This is a genomic window from Blastococcus brunescens (genome assembly GCF_035320885.1).
Lineage (GTDB): Bacteria > Actinomycetota > Actinomycetes > Mycobacteriales > Geodermatophilaceae > Blastococcus_B > Blastococcus_B brunescens.
On the sequence record NZ_CP141261.1, the window covers coordinates 4,041,121 to 4,054,934 of the forward strand.

Annotated in this window: 16 protein-coding genes and 4 pseudogenes; 5 read left to right on the plus strand and 15 right to left on the minus strand. The window is 74.3% G+C overall.

The window, feature by feature from the left end; all coding sequences use genetic code 11:
• Positions 1-35 precede the first annotated feature (35 nt).
• A complete protein-coding gene (locus tag U6N30_RS27110) occupies positions 36-632 on the minus strand; it encodes a class I SAM-dependent methyltransferase (protein ID WP_324274709.1) in 597 nt (198 codons plus the stop codon).
• A 145-nt stretch (positions 633-777) separates the two neighbouring features.
• The gene (locus U6N30_RS27115) at positions 778-1,122 is read right to left on the minus strand and encodes a DUF3140 domain-containing protein (RefSeq protein WP_324274710.1); all 345 of its coding nucleotides are present in this window, start codon (positions 1,120-1,122) and stop codon (positions 778-780) included.
• 48 nt (positions 1,123-1,170) lie between these two features.
• Here U6N30_RS27115 and U6N30_RS27120 point away from each other — a divergent pair, with 48 nt between their 5' ends.
• The 3 genes from U6N30_RS27120 to U6N30_RS27130 are packed head-to-tail and all read left to right on the plus strand — an operon-like array spanning position 1,171 to position 2,625.
• A complete protein-coding gene (locus tag U6N30_RS27120) occupies positions 1,171-1,653 on the plus strand; it encodes a DUF6328 family protein (RefSeq protein ID WP_324274711.1) in 483 nt (160 codons plus the stop codon).
• A 49-nt stretch (positions 1,654-1,702) separates the two neighbouring features.
• Positions 1,703-2,413, plus strand: a complete 711-nt coding sequence (locus U6N30_RS27125; protein ID WP_324274712.1) for a ribokinase — start codon at positions 1,703-1,705, stop codon at positions 2,411-2,413.
• Positions 2,410-2,625, plus strand: a complete 216-nt coding sequence (locus U6N30_RS27130; protein ID WP_324274713.1) for a PfkB family carbohydrate kinase — start codon at positions 2,410-2,412, stop codon at positions 2,623-2,625. The genes U6N30_RS27125 and U6N30_RS27130 overlap by 4 nt, the downstream gene beginning before the upstream one ends.
• Before the next feature lie 277 nt (positions 2,626-2,902).
• Here the strand turns inward: U6N30_RS27130 and U6N30_RS27135 are convergent, their stop codons facing one another.
• From U6N30_RS27135 to U6N30_RS27195, 13 genes and pseudogenes are all read right to left on the minus strand, one after another.
• Entirely contained in the window at positions 2,903-3,343 is a 441-nt protein-coding gene (locus tag U6N30_RS27135; RefSeq protein ID WP_422678150.1) for an AMP-binding enzyme, read from the minus strand.
• Positions 3,344-3,388: 45 nt separating this feature from the next.
• Positions 3,389-4,236, minus strand: a pseudogene (locus U6N30_RS27140) (AMP-binding protein); the annotation flags it as partial.
• The gene (locus U6N30_RS27145) at positions 4,185-4,478 is read right to left on the minus strand and encodes an AMP-binding protein (protein ID WP_324274716.1); all 294 of its coding nucleotides are present in this window, start codon (positions 4,476-4,478) and stop codon (positions 4,185-4,187) included. The pseudogene U6N30_RS27140 and the gene U6N30_RS27145, both read right to left, overlap by 52 nt.
• 38 nt (positions 4,479-4,516) lie before the next feature.
• A complete protein-coding gene (locus tag U6N30_RS27150; protein ID WP_324274717.1) occupies positions 4,517-4,906 on the minus strand; it encodes an acyl-CoA dehydrogenase family protein in 390 nt (129 codons plus the stop codon).
• Positions 4,878-5,678, minus strand: a complete 801-nt coding sequence (locus U6N30_RS27155) for an acyl-CoA dehydrogenase family protein (RefSeq protein ID WP_324274718.1) — start codon at positions 5,676-5,678, stop codon at positions 4,878-4,880. Before U6N30_RS27155 ends, U6N30_RS27150 begins: the two co-directional genes overlap by 29 nt.
• A 90-nt stretch (positions 5,679-5,768) precedes the next feature.
• A complete protein-coding gene (locus U6N30_RS27160) occupies positions 5,769-5,951 on the minus strand; it encodes an acyl-CoA carboxylase biotin carboxyl carrier protein subunit (RefSeq protein WP_324274719.1) in 183 nt (60 codons plus the stop codon).
• Between the two features lie 8 nt (positions 5,952-5,959).
• Complete coding sequence (locus U6N30_RS27165) at positions 5,960-6,775, minus strand: biotin carboxylase domain-containing protein (RefSeq protein ID WP_324274720.1); 816 nt, start codon at positions 6,773-6,775, stop codon at positions 5,960-5,962.
• A gap of 62 nt (positions 6,776-6,837) precedes the next feature.
• Positions 6,838-7,707, minus strand: a pseudogene (locus tag U6N30_RS27170) (ATP-binding protein); the annotation flags it as partial.
• 289 nt (positions 7,708-7,996) lie between these two features.
• A pseudogene (locus U6N30_RS27175) lies at positions 7,997-9,265 on the minus strand (acyl-CoA carboxylase subunit beta); the annotation flags it as partial.
• 59 nt (positions 9,266-9,324) lie between these two features.
• A complete protein-coding gene (locus tag U6N30_RS34700) occupies positions 9,325-9,888 on the minus strand; it encodes an AtuA-related protein (RefSeq protein WP_422678151.1) in 564 nt (187 codons plus the stop codon).
• Positions 9,889-9,918: 30 nt separating this feature from the next.
• Positions 9,919-11,054, minus strand: a pseudogene (locus tag U6N30_RS27185) (acyclic terpene utilization AtuA family protein); the annotation flags it as partial.
• 65 nt (positions 11,055-11,119) lie between these two features.
• Positions 11,120-11,917: a TIGR03084 family metal-binding protein gene (locus U6N30_RS27190; RefSeq protein ID WP_324274722.1), complete on the minus strand. Its 798-nt coding sequence runs from the start codon at positions 11,915-11,917 to the stop codon at positions 11,120-11,122.
• Between the two features lie 74 nt (positions 11,918-11,991).
• Positions 11,992-12,696: a TetR/AcrR family transcriptional regulator gene (locus U6N30_RS27195; protein WP_324274723.1), complete on the minus strand. Its 705-nt coding sequence runs from the start codon at positions 12,694-12,696 to the stop codon at positions 11,992-11,994.
• Positions 12,697-12,763: 67 nt separating this feature from the next.
• Between U6N30_RS27195 and U6N30_RS27200 the strand changes: the two genes are divergently transcribed.
• Both U6N30_RS27200 and U6N30_RS27205 read left to right on the plus strand, forming a co-directional pair.
• Positions 12,764-13,270, plus strand: a complete 507-nt coding sequence (locus U6N30_RS27200; RefSeq protein WP_324274724.1) for an LLM class flavin-dependent oxidoreductase — start codon at positions 12,764-12,766, stop codon at positions 13,268-13,270.
• Positions 13,246-13,779: an LLM class flavin-dependent oxidoreductase gene (locus U6N30_RS27205; RefSeq protein ID WP_324278493.1), complete on the plus strand. Its 534-nt coding sequence runs from the start codon at positions 13,246-13,248 to the stop codon at positions 13,777-13,779. The genes U6N30_RS27200 and U6N30_RS27205 overlap by 25 nt, the downstream gene beginning before the upstream one ends.
• Positions 13,780-13,814 lie beyond the last annotated feature (35 nt).

Here is a 13,814-nt window from a genome sequence, read left to right on the forward strand (position 1 = left end):
TGCTCACGGGCTCTCCACGGCGCTCGGGCTCGGCGTCATGCCCCGAAGGTACGTGGCACGCAATGCGTCCGCCGCTTCAGCGCTTGCGCCCGTACCCCGCGAACACCACGGCGGTGGAGCGGATCGGCTTCATCCGGACCATGGGGCGGCGGCCGAGCTTCCACGCGATCGCCTCCCGGATCGACGGCCGCAGCCCGACCAGCCGCAGGTCGAGGCCCAGCCGGTCGGCCGCGGCGAGCAGGCGCTCCCGGTCGACGAAGAGGGCGGGGTCGTGCAGTCCGCGCGGCGGCCCCCGGGCAGCCGCTCGAGCAGGTGCACGTTGACCAGCGTCGACAGCCGGCCGGCCGCGAGGGCGTCGAGCACCAGGGCGCCCCCGGCTTCAGCAGCCGGGCGCACTCGGCCAGGACCCCGACGTCGTCCTCGACGTGCTCGAGGATCTCCCCGGCCAGGACGACGTCGGCACAGCCGTCGGCCAGCGGGACGGCCAGGACCGATCCCCGCACCGGGGCCACCCCGTGCGCCCGGGCCAGCTCCAGTCCGCGGACGCCGATGTCCACGCCGACGTGCCGGTACCCGAGCCGCGCCACGTGCGGGCCCATCAGCCCGCCGCCGCACGCGAGATCGACCAGCACCGCCCCGGGGTGCGCCGCCGGAGGACGTGCTCGGCGCGCGAGGCGGCCAGCCAGTGCAGGGCCGCGAACTCCCCGTCGTGCCGCCACCACTCGTCGGCCAGCTCGTCGTACTGCGCGGGATCGTTGCGGCGGATGGGGTGCTCCCTCAGCTCGACTTCTGCGGATCGTGGCCCCAGTTCATCAGGGAGTACCGCCAGCGCGAGGTCTCGACGTCCTCCTTCGCCGGCCGCTGGGCCAGGTGGCGCCGCACGTAACCGGTCACCTTCCGCATGTGCGCCAGGTCGTCGTCGGTCAGGTCGCCCTTCGTGGTGCGCAGCAGGGCGACGATCCGGCGTCCCGACTCGTGCCCCGTGGACTCGCCGGACCCGCCGCTCTTCTGGCCGACCTCCTGCGACTCGTCGGTGCCCAGCCAGTCCTCCAGTTCTTTGGCGGTCATGTTGACCGCCTCGCCGAAGTCGCGGCGCACGGCATCCGGGTCCTCGTCAGCCATCGGTGTCCTCCGGGTGTCGGGTCGTGCCCGGCGCGGTACCGCAGGCGGGTGACCGACAAACGGCCAGGGGTGGAGCACACCGCCCGCACGCGAGGTGAGACCCCGCAGGAGGTGCTCGACCGCAACCTCGGCGACGTGCTGCAGGAACTGCGCGTGGTGCTGACCGGTGTGCAGGTCCTCTTCGGTTTCCTGCTCACCCTGGCCTTCACCGCCGACCTCGATTCCCGCGGCGGGTTCGCGACCACCGTCTACACGGTCACGCTGCTGAGCATCGCGTCGGCGACGGTCGTCCTCATGGCACCCGTGTCGTTCCACCGCCTGCTGTTCCGGCGTGGGCGCCGGGAGGAGCTGGTGACCTTCGCCAACCGGTCGTTGCTGGCCGGGCTCGGCCTGCTGCTGGTCGGCATCACCAGCGCCCTGCTCCTGGTCCTCGACGTCGCCCTCGGGCGGTGGCCGGCGATCGCCGGCAGCGGCGTCGTCGCGCTGCTCGCTGTCGCGACCTGGTACGCCGGTCCGCTTCGTCAGCGGTGATCCGGTCTGGTACTGCTGGGGGCCCAGCGCCCGCCTCGGAGGTACGCCCGTGTCCGTCACCGTCGTCGGCAGCCTGAACGAGGACGTGCTCGTCGCCGTCGGCCGGCTGCCGGGCCGGGGTGAGACCGTGATCGGCCGCTCCGCCGTCCTCGCACCGGGCGGCAAGGGCGCCAACCAGGCCGCCGCCGCCGGGGTGCTGGGACGGGGCGTGCACATGGTCGGCCGGGTCGGCGAGGACCCGGCGGGCGACCGGCAGCTGGCCGCGCTGGCCGGCGCCGGGGTGGACGTCGGCCTCGTGCACCGGACGCCCGGGGCGCCCACCGGCTCGGCCACGATCCCGGTGGAGGACGGCACCGGCGAGAACCTGATCGTCGTCGTGCCGGGGGCCAACGCCGAGCTCACGCCGGGGGACGCCGACGTCGAGTCCGTCCGGCGGGCCGCCGTGGTGCTGCTGCAGCTGGAGGTCCCGCTGGAGACGGTGACCGCCGCCGCGCGGGTGGCCACCGGCACCGTCGTCCTGACCCCCGCTCCCCCGCGGCCCCTGCCGGCGACGCTCACCGACCGCATCGACGTCCTCGTGCCCAACGAGCACGAGCTGGCCGACCTGGCCGGGGTCGAGGTGGCCGAGCGCCCAGCGGCCGAGCTCGCCCGCCTCGCTCGCTCGATCGCCCCCTGCGCGGTGGTCGTCACCCTCGGGGCCCGCGGCGCCCTGGTCGTCCCGCCCCAGGGGAGGTGCTGCTGCAGGCGCCGCCGGCCGTGACCGCCGTCGACACCACGGGCGCGGGTGACTGCTTCTGCGGCGCACTCGCGCAGGCGCTGGCCATCGGGGCGGATCTGGCGGTGGCGGCGCGGTTCGCGGTGACCGCCGCCGCCCTGTCGACGACCGGTCCCGGCGCCCGTGGCGCGCTGCCGGACGCCGCGGCGGTCGAGGCGCTGCTTCGGCGGCTGCCGGCCGCCGAGCCGGTGGGCTGAGCAGGGGTTTCCGGCGCGACGGTGCGGGCACAGGCCGGTCAGTCGACGGATCGAGGAGGACCCGCCATGACCGAGCCCGGTCGCACACCGCACACGTCCGAGAACGCCGAGGGCGACCGGCCAGGCGAGGACGAGACCGGCGGCCGCACCCCCACCCCGAGGAGCCGGCCGAGGGCAAGGACGCCGGTCAGGGCGAGGGCGCGGACACCCCCGACACCTGACGCAGGCAAAGGAACCTATACATGCGTCCTGGGCTGAGAAACGCAGGTAAAGGTTCCTATGCCTGCGCCGCCTTCTCCTTCACCCGCAGCTCGCGGCGCAGGATCTTGCCGCTGGCGGACTTGGGCACCGCCTCGATGAACTCCACCTGCCGGACCCGCTTGTAGGGCGCGCTGCGCTCGGCGACGAAGGCCATGACGTCGTCCTCGGTGGCGGTGCTGCCCGGCGCCCGGACGACGAACGCCTTCGGCACCTCGTCGCCCCGCTCGTCGTAGACGCCGATGACCGCGGCGTCGGCCACGTCCGGCGAGGCCAGCAGCAGCGCCTCCAGCTCCGCGGGCGCCACCTGGTAGCCCTTGTACTTGATCAGCTCCTTGACCCGGTCGACGACGTGCCACCAGCCGTTCTCGTCGACGGTGCCGATGTCGCCGGTGTGCAGCCAGCCGTCGGCGTCGATGAGGGTGTCGGTCTCCTCCTGGCGGCCGAAGTAGCCCTTCATGCGCTGCGGGCCGCGGATCCAGATCTCGCCGGGCTCACCGGCTCCGACGTCCTCGCCGGTCTCGACCGACACCAGGCGGGCCTCGGTGGAGGGAAGAGCTTGCCGATGGTCCCGGGCGGCGCCTCGTGCGCCGTGCCGTCGGGGACCAGGTGGGTGCCCGGGGACAGCTCCGTCATTCCGTACGCCTGGCCGAGCTCGGCCCCCATCCGGCGAGCGGCGATCGCACCGAGCTCGGCGTCCAGCGGCGCGGCGGCGGACAGGATGAAGGTCAGTGAGGAGAAGTCGCGGCCCTCGAACGCCGGGTGCTTGGCCATCGCCAGGACGACGGGCGGGGCGACGTAGGCCCGGGTGATCCGGTGCTGCTCGAGGACGTCGATGAACTGCGCCAGGTCGAAGCGCGGCAGCACGACGACGGTGGCGCCCTTGCGCAGCGCCACGTTCATCAGCACGGTCATGCCGTAGATGTGGAAGAACGGCAGGACGGCGACGATGCGGTCGTCGGTCCCCATCGTGTGCAGCGCGTCGATCTGGGCCAGGTTCACACCGATGCTCGCGTGGGTGAGCATCACGCCCTTGGGCAGGCTGGTGGTGCCGCTCGAGTAGGGCAGCACGGCGATGTCCTCGGCGGCGTCCACCGGGACCTCCGGCACCGGGCCGGTGCTCGCCAGCAGCTCCTGCACGCTGCGGTGCCCCTCGACCTGGTCGCAGGTCCAGACCGGCCGGTCGCCGGCGGCCTCGACGGCGACCGGCAGCAGCGGGCCGACGGTGATCACGATCGTCGCCCTGCTGTCGTCGAGCTGGTTGGCCATGTCCTTCGCGGTGGTCAGCGCGCTCAGCGTCGTCACCGTGGCCCCGGCCCGGCTGGCCGCGTAGAAGACCACCGGGTACAGCACCGTGTTCGGGCTGTGCAGCGCGACGACGTCCCCGGCTGCACGCCGTTCTCGGCGAAGCCGGCGGCCATCCGCTCGACCATGTGCGCGAGCTGGGCATAGGTGATCGTCTGGCCGCTGATGCCGTCGATCAGCGCCGGATGGTCACCGCGCTCGGCGGCGCCGGCGAGCACCGTCGACCAGATGGGCGTCGCAGGGGTGTCGACGGGCGGGTACTCGCTGGTGTGGATGCGCGGCTCGGGCACGGGAACCTTTCCGGACGTCATTGTCAGAAGGAGCGGGATCAGTAGGAGCGGGGCAACTTCAGGTCGTGCTGCGCCACGAAGCTCAGGATCATCTCGCGGCTGACGGGGGCGATCCGGCTGAGCCGCGACGCCACGAGCAGGGCGCCGACGCCGTACTCCTGGGACAGCCCGGCGCCGCCGTGGGTCTGCACCGCCTGGTCGACGGCATGCGCGGCGGCCTCCGCAGCCGCGTACTTCGCACTGTTGGCCGCCAGGCCCGCCTCCGCGTCGCGACCCCGGTCGATCAGCCAGGCGGCCTTCTGGGTCATCAGCCGGGCGAGCTCGATCTCGATCTGGCAGGCCGCCAGCGGATGGGCCAGACCCTGGTGGGCGCCGATCGGGGTGCCCCACACCCGGCGCTCACGGGCGTAGTCGGTGGCCTTGCGCATGGCCAGCCGGGCGACGCCGAGGAGAACGCCGCGGCCATGACCCGCTCGGGGTTGAGCCCGGCGAACAGCTGCGCGATACCGGACTCCGGCGAGCCGACCAGCGCATCGGCCGGCAGCCGGACGTCGTCCAGGAAGACCTGGAACTGCCGCTCCGGGCTGACGATCTCCATCGGGATCGGCTGGGCGGAGAAGCCCGGGAGTCGGTGGGGACGACGAAGAGCGCCGGCCGGAGCGTCCCCTTCGGACCGTCGGCGAGTTTCCCCACGACGAGGACGGCGTCGGCGAGGTCGACGCCGCTGATCCAGGTCTTGCGCCCGGAGAGCACCCACGCGTCGCCGTCCCGGCGGGCCGTGGTGGTGATCTCGTGGGAGTTGGAGCCGGCGTCGGGCTCGGTGATGGCGAACGCCATGATCGACGACCCGTCGGCCAGGCCCGGGAGCCAGCGCTGCTTCTGCTCCTCGGTGCCGAACCGGGCGATGACCGAGCCGCAGATGGCCGGCGACACGACCATCATCAGCAGCCCGCAGCCGGCGGCGCCCAGTTCCTCGCACACCAGGGCGAGCTCGACCATCCCGCCGCCGCCCCCGCCGTACTCCTCGGGCAGGTTCACGCCCAGGAAGCCCGCCTTGCCGGCCTCTCGCCACAGCGCGTCGGTGCTGCCGCCGGAGCGGGCCTGCTCCAGGAAGTAGGACTGGCCGTAGCGGGAGCCGAGGTCGGCCACCGCCGCCCGCAGGGCCCGCAGCTCGTCGCCCTCGTCGAAGTCCAGGCTCACTGCCCCTCCTCGCTGGCGCTCGTCGGAGACGTGAGCCCGACTGCTGTGTCTCCGCGTGCCCTCGCAAGCTCGGTCACGTTTCTCCTTCGATCACGGCCAGCACCGTGCCGGCGTCCACCTGGGCCCCCGGGACGACGTCCAGGAGCGCACCACGCCGGCGGTCCCGGCGACAACGGGGTGCTGCATCTTCATCGCCTCGAGCACCAGCAGGCGCTGCCCGGCCGCGACGGCGTCGCCGACCGCGACGTCCACGGCGGTGACCGTGCCGGGCATCGGCGCGATCAGCGAGCCCTCCGCGACCGTCGTCGCGGCGTCCGGGAAGCGGGGCAGCACGCGCAGCGCGACGGACCAGCCGTCACCGTCGACGTCCACGGCGTCCTCGTCGAGGGAGACAGCCAGCCGGTGCTCGACGCCGGACACCTCGAGGACCACTCGCTCGTGATCCGCCGAGACGAGGACGACGTCGTCCCGGCCCTCGACCAGCAGCCCATTCCGCGTGTGCCGGTGGCCGACCTCGACCGTCTCCCCGCGTACTCGAACGCCGTGCGCTGGAGCTGGGACGGGACGTTCCGCCACCCGCTGGGCAGCTCGCCCAGCACGCGGGCGCCCCGGCGGCCCGCGGCCTCGACGGCCAGGGCGCCGGCCAGAGCGGCGAGCTCGACCTCGTGGGGGCCCGCGAGGGGAGCGGCGAGGACGTCGAGACCGATCCGGTCGAAGAACCCGGTGTCGGTGCGGCCGGCCAGGAAGTCGGGGTGCCGCAGCGCGCGGACCAGCAGGTCGCGGTTGGTCGTCAGGCCGTGCACCTGCGCGCCGGCGAGCGCGGCGGCCAGGCGCGCGGCCGCCTCGGCCCGGGTGGGCGCCCAGGCGATGACCTTGGCCAGCATCGGGTCGTAGGCGGTGCCCACCACCGTGCCGTCGACGACGCCGGCGTCCAGCCGGATACCCGGCCGGTCGGGACGGTCGAACACGGCCCGCACACCGGGGACGGCGAACCGGCGGACAGTGCCGCCGTTCGGGCGCCAGTCCGCCGCCGGGTCCTCGGCGTACAGCCGCACCTCGATGGCGGCGCCCCGCGCCCCGGGCGGGTCGGCCGGCAACCGCTCCCCGCCGCGATCCGCAGCTGCTCGGCGACGAGGTCGAGGCCCGTCACGCACTCGGTGACCGGGTGCTCGACCTGCAGGCGGGTGTTGGTCTCGAGGAACCAGAACGTCCCGTCAGGCCGCGCCAGGAACTCGACCGTCCCCGCCCCGACGTAGTCGATGGCCTTCGCGGCCGCCACGGCCGCTTCCGACAGCTCGGCGCGCAGGGCGTCGTCCACCATCGGGGACGGCGTCTCCTCGACCACCTTCTGGTGCCGGCGCTGCAGCGAGCACTCCCGCTCGCCCAGCGACCAGACGGTGCCGTGAGCGTCGGCGAGCACCTGCACCTCCAGGTGCCGGCCCGCCGCGACGTAGGGCTCGCAGAAGACCGTCGGGTCGCCGAAGGCCGACGCCGCCTCCGCCCGGGCGGTGGCGATCTCGCCGGGCAGGTCCGCCAGCCGCCGCACGACGCGCATGCCCCGGCCGCCGCCACCCGCGGAGGCCTTGATCAGCACGGGCAGGTCGGCCTCCGTGACGGCCGCCGGGTCGAGCTCCGGCAGCACCGGGACGCCGGCGCCGGCCATGAGCTCCTTGGCCTCGACCTTCGAGCCCATCGCCGCGATCGCCGCCGGCGGTGGCCCGATCCAGGTGAGCCCCGCGTCGAGCACCGCCTGCGCGAACTCCGCGTTCTCCGACAGGAAGCCGTAACCGGGATGGACTGCGTCGGCGCCGGCGGCGCGGGCGGCGTCCAGGAGCAGGTCGACCCTCAGGTAGGTCTCGGCCGGCGCCGAGCCGGGCAGCCGCACGGCGCGGTCGGCCTCGGCGCGGTGCGGGCTGTCGGCGTCCGCGTCGGAGTAGACCGCCACGGTGCCGATGCCGAGGTCGCGGCAGGTGCGGAAGACCCGGCGGGCGATCTCGCCGCGGTTGGCCACGAGGACTCGGGTGATCATCTGCTCGGTCACATCCGGAAGACGCCGTAGCCGGCGTCCCCTCTACCGGCGCCGACGCCCTCGATCTCGCGGCTGCTGATCGCCGAGAGGCAGAGGCCGAGCACGGTCCGGGTGTCGCGGGGGTCGATGATCCCGTCGTCGTAGACCCGGCCGGAGAGGAACTGCGGCAGCGACTCGGCCTCGATCTGCGCCTCGACCGCCGCACGCATGGCGGCGTCCCCTCCTCGTCGAACGGCGTCCCTCGGGCCTCCGCCGCGGCGCGGGCGACGATCGACAGCACGCCGGCCAGCTGCGCCGGGCCCATGACGGCCGACTTGGCCGACGGCCAGGCGAACAGGAACCGTGGGTCGTACGCACGTCCGCACATGCCGTAGTGCCCGGCCCCGTACGAGGCGCCGAGCAGCACCGACAGGTGCGGCACCCGGCTGTTGGAGACGGCGTTGATCATCATGGCGCCGTGCTTGATGATCCCGGCCTGCTCGTACTCCCGGCCCACCATGTAGCCGGTGGTGTTGTGCAGGAAGACCAGCGGGGTGTCGGTCTGGTTGGCCAGCTGGATGAACTGCGCCGCCTTCTGCGCCTCCTGGCTGAACAGCACGCCCTGGGCGTTGGCCAGGACGCCGACCGGGCGCCCGTGGATGCGCGCCCAGGCGGTGACCAGGCTCGGCCCGTAGCGGGGCTTGACCTCGTCGATGTCGGAGTCGTCGACGACGCGGGCGAGCACCTCGCGCGGGTCGAACGGCCGGGACAGGTCGGTACCGACGAGGCCCAGCAGCTCCTCCTCGTCGGAACGCGGCGCGATCGACGTCCCCGGACCCGGCCCGCGCTTGCGCCAGTTCAGCCGGGCGACGATCCGGCGGCCGACGCGCAGCGCGTCCCGCTCGTCGGCCGCGACGTGGTCGGCCAGCCCGCTCGTCCGGCCGTGCATCGCGGCGCCGCCGAGCTCCTCCTCGTCGGCGATCTCGCCGGTGGCCATCCGGACCAGCGGCGGACCGCCCAGGAAGACCTTCGCGCCGCCGTCGACCATGACCACGTGGTCGCTCATGCCGGGCACGTAGGCCCCGCCGGCGGTGGAGTTGCCGAACACCAGCGCGATCGTCGGGATGCCGGCGGCCGAGAGCCGGGTGAGGTCGCGGAAGAGCTGGCCGCCCGGGATGAATATCTCCTTCTGCGTGGGCAGGTCGGCGCCGCCGGACTCGACCAGCTGGATCACCGGCAGGCGGTTCTCCCGGGCGATCTGCAGCGCGCGCAGCGTCTTCTTCAGCGTCCACGGGTTGCTCGCCCCGCCGCGGACCGTCGGGTCGTTGGCGATGAGCACGCACTCGACGTCCTCGACCACCCCGACGCCGGTCACGACGCTGGCCCCGACGGCGAAGTCGCTGCCCCAGGCCGCCAGCGGGGAGAGCTCCAGGAACGGGCTGCCGGGGTCCACCAGCAGCTCGATCCGTTCCCGCGGGAGCAGCTTGCCCCGCTTCCGGTGCCGGGCGACGGCCTTGTCCCCACCGCCGGCCAGGGCGTTGGCGTGCTCGGTGTCCAGCGCCGCGAGGGCGTCGAGCATGGCCTCGCGGTTGGCCGAGAACTCCGCCGACGTCGTGTCCAGCGCCGACCGGAACACGGTCACAGCGCCTCCTCGCCGGCGCTCGTCGCCTTGGTGCCCGACGGTGCTGCGCCCACGTCCGACCTCGCGAGCTCGGTCGGCACGAGTTCCTCCGGGACGTCGAGGGTGCGGCCGCGGATCCATTCACCGACCGCCTTGCCCTGGGGGTCGAAGCGGGCGCTGGCCGCGACACCGCGCCCGAGCAGTCCGTCGACGACGACGTTGACCGCGCGCAGGTTCGGCAGGACGTGCACCGTCACCGGCAGCTCGGCGGCCTCGGGCAGCAGCTCCCGCACCGTCTCGGGCGTCAGGACGGCGGCGAGCCAGGCGGCCGCCTCGTCGGTGCGGGCCCAGAGCCCGACGTTCGCCGTCCCGCCCTTGTCCCCGCTGCGCGCCCGCGCCACCGCCCCGAGCGGCGCCCGCCGGACAGGTCCCGGGACAGTTGTGCTCTGCCCCACCGGTGGGGCAGAGCACGACTGTCCGGAGGGCAACTCCTCGAGCGGGCGGGTGGTCACCGGTGGGCCCACGTCGACGCGGCTGCCGTCGGGCAGGACGGCGACGTGCGGCACCGCCTCCTGCGGCACGTGGGCCGCGGTGTAGACGCCGTACCGCGATCCCTTGCCGGGCGGCGCGGTGAGGTGGAAGCCGGGATAGCTCGCCAGCGCCATCTCCACCGCGGCGCCGCTGAACGCCCGGCCCACGACGTCGGCCGAGGGGTCGAAGGCCTGGCAGCGGAGCAGCACGCTGGCGCCCGACTCGCTGTCCGCGTCGGGATCGGGCACCCCGAGACGTGACCACACCAGCTCCGTCGGCCGGACGGGTAGCGCCGACTCGAACTGGGCCCGGGCGTACCCGGCCTTCGCGTCGATCCGGTCGCCGGTCAGCACGAAGGTGACCTCGTTGCGGTGTCCGCCGAGCGCGTTCAGGCAGACCTTGGTCGTCGGCGGCGGCGGTTCCCCTGCACACCCGAGATCCGCACGCGGTCGGGGCCCTCGTCGGTCAGCTCGATGGTGTCGAACCGGGCCACCACGTCGGGGCCGGCGTACCGCGGACCGGCGATCTCGTAGAGCAGCTGGGCGGTGACGGTGTCCCGGTCGACCACGCCGCCGGTGCCCGGGTGCTTGGTGATCACGCTGGAGCCGTCGCCGTGCAGCTCGGCCAGCGGGAAGCCGGGGTGCAGCAGCTGCTCGAGCGGGTGTTCGTCGAAGGACGAGAGGTTGCCGCCGGTGGCCTGCGTCCCGCACTCGAGCACGTGCCCGGCCACCACGGCCCCCGCCAGGGCGTCCAGGTCGGCGCGGCCCCAGCCGAAGTGGGCGATCCCGGGACCGACGACGAGCGAGGCGTCGGTGACCCGCCCGGTGACGACGACGTCCGCTCCGGCCCGCAGGCACTCGGCGATGCCGAAGGCACCGAGGTAGGCGTTCGCGGTGAGCGGCGCGCCGAGCCCGAGCTCGCCGGCGCGGGGCAGCAGGTCGTCCCCTTCCACGGAGGCCACGGCGGTGGGGAGCCCCAGCCGCGCGGCGAGCTCGCGCAGGGCAGCGGCCAGGCCGGCCGGGTTCAGGCCGCCGGCGTTGACGACGATCCGCACGCCGCGGTCGGCGGCCAGGCCCAGGCACTCCTCCATCTGCGCGAGGAAGGAGCGCGCGTAGCCCAGGGAGGAGTCCTTCATCCGGTCCCGGCCCAGGATGAGCATGGTCAGCTCGGCCAGGTAGTCACCGGTGAGGACGTCGAGCGGCCCGCCCTCGAGCATCTCCCGGACCGCGGCCCGCCGGTCCCCGTAGAAGCCCGACGCGTTGCCGATGCGCAGCGGCCCGATCACGCGCGCGACCCCGCGGCGCGGCCGCTCCCCGGCGGACCCGCGAAGGCCTGCGCCAGGTCGAGCCAGCGGTCGGCGTCGGGGCCGGTGGCCTGCAGCGCGAGGTCGGCACGGTGGCGACGCCGGGTCACGAGGAGGCAGAAGTCCAGGGCCGGTCCGGTCACCCGCTGCGCGGCGTCCTCGGGACCCCATGCCCACGTCGACCCGTCGGACGCGGTCAGTTCCACGTGGAACGGCTCGTCCGGCGCCGGCAGACCGTGCTGGCCGAACGCGAAGTCGCGGGTGCGCACGCCGAGGTGCGCGACCTGCCGCAAGCGGACGGTCGCCGCAGGCGGCCGGCGCAGGCCGTCGGTGACGTCGAGACCGTGCGCCCACGTCTCCATCAACCGGGCGGTGGCCATCGAGGCCGCGCTCATCGGCGGGCCGAACCACGGCAGCTTCGCTCCGTCCGGCAGCCCGGCGAGCCGTCGGGCGAGTTCCGCCCGGCCCGCCCGCCAGCGGGCCAGCAGGCGCTCGGGTTCCTGAGCCGCGCCGGCCGCGGCGGCGTCGTCCACCAGGGTCGTCACCCGCGCCCCCGCCAGGGCCGCGGTGAAGGCCTCGGGCTCGGTCGCCGCCAGCAGCGCCTGCTCGTCGGTCCAGGCCAGGTGGGCGATCTGGTGGGCGACGGTCCAGCCGTCGGCCGGCGTCGGCCCCAGCCAGGCCGTGTCCTCGAGGTCGGTGACGACGGCGTCGAGGGCCGCACCCTCGGCGGCGAGGTCGGCGAGCAGGTCGGCCAGGAGCTGCGAACGGTCGGGCACCGCCACCTCCTCCGATCACCGCAGTCGGCACTGACCGCCCGTACGGTCAGCCTCCTGCGTGACCTGCGTCGCCGTCAAGGCCCGTGGTCCGCCCAGCGGCCACCGCGTCCGCCACCACCCGGGCGACCTCCCCGCCCGGGTCCGCGAGAAGCGCCACGGCCGTCGGGTCGGTCAGCACGCCCGCCAGGAACGTGTCGACGAAGGACGCCGCCACCTCCGCCGCGCCGCGGGACCTTCGGGGTCGAACCAGGTCCACATCCAGTGCACCGAGCCGAACAGCTGCAGGGTGCGCAGCCGGTCGTCACCCGGCCGGAACTCCCCGCCGCGGTGCCCTCGGACAGCACCTGCTCGACCAGCTCGCGGTACTCGCCACGCAGGGACTGCGAGGTCTCCATCCCCGGCTCGGCCGCGAAGCGCAGCACTTCGCGTTGGAAGGCGACGGTCGCCGCCCGGTCCACGACCTGGTACCGGACGCCGAGGTGCACGAACGCGGCCAGCCGCTCCGCCGGACCGGTCAGCCGCTCCCACACGACCCGGACCTCGGCCAGCCGGCGGCGCATGTAGCTCTCGTGCAGCTCGCGCAGCATCCGGTCCTTGGTGCCGAAGTGGTGCACGATCGTGCCCTTGCTGATCCCGAGCTCCAGCGCCAGGTCGCCGAAGTTGGTCCCGTCGTAGCCGCGCTCGGCGACGGCCCGGGTGAAGGCGTCGAGGATGTCGGCACGCCGGCTGTCCCGGCGCGGTCCCTCGGATCCACCGGACGCGAACGGAGTGGCGACCACGTCGTGACCGTACGGACGGTCGGCTCCCTCTGGCCAGCGTCCACCCCGGTACGGCAGGCTGCCGGCCGTGCTCCTCGACGCCGCGCTGCTCTCCACCGGGATCGACGACATCCCGGCCACCGCCCGCGACCTGGAGGCACGGGGCTACGCCGGGGTGTGGGCCTCCGAGGTCGACCACGACCCGTTCCTTCCCCTGCTGTCGGCCGGGCAGGCCACCGAGCGCATCCAGGTGGGCACCGCGATCGCCGTCGCCTTCGCCCGCTCACCGATGACGCTGGCGACGACGGCCTACGACCTGCAGCGCTACACCCGCGGCCGGTTCGTCCTCGGGCTCGGCACCCAGATCAAGGCGCACGTGGAGCGGCGGTTCTCCATGCCGTGGAGCCCTCCGGTCGCGCGGATGCGGGAGTACGTCGCTGCCCTGCGGGCGATCTGGTCGGCCTGGCAGGACGGGACGCCGCTGCGCTTCCAGGGCCAGCACTACCGGCACACGCTCATGACGCCGATGTTCGCGCCCGACCCGCACGCCTGGGGACCGCCCCCGTCTACCTGGCCGCAGTGGGACCGGCGATGACGAAGCTCGTCGGCGAGGTCGCCGACGGGCTCCTGGTGCACGGCTTCACCACCGAGCGGTACCTGCGCGAGCGCACGCTGCCGGCACTCGCGGAAGGTCTGGCGGCGGCCGGCCGGACCCGGGACCAGGTCACCGTGACCCTCCCCGGCCTGGTCGTCTCGGGCCGGACCGACCAGGAGCGCGCCGACGCCGCGGCCGCGGTGAAGGCCACGATCGCGTTCTACGGGAGCACGCCGGCCTACCGTCCGGTGCTCGAGCTGCACGGCTGGGACGCCCTCGCCGACGAGCTGCACGCCCTGTCGGTGACCCGCCGCGAGGACAAGTGGACGGCGATGCGCGACCTCGTCGACGACGACGTCCTGGCGACCTTCGCCGTGGTCGCAGAACCGGACGAGGTGCCGGCCGCCGTCCGCCGGCGGTTCGACGGGGTGGTCGACCGCTTCAGCGTGTACGCCTCTTATCCCGCGCCGCTGGCTCTCTGGGATCCGCTGGTGGCGGCCTTCCGCTGACGGCCCGCACGCCTCCGACCTGCGCGGAGGTGATC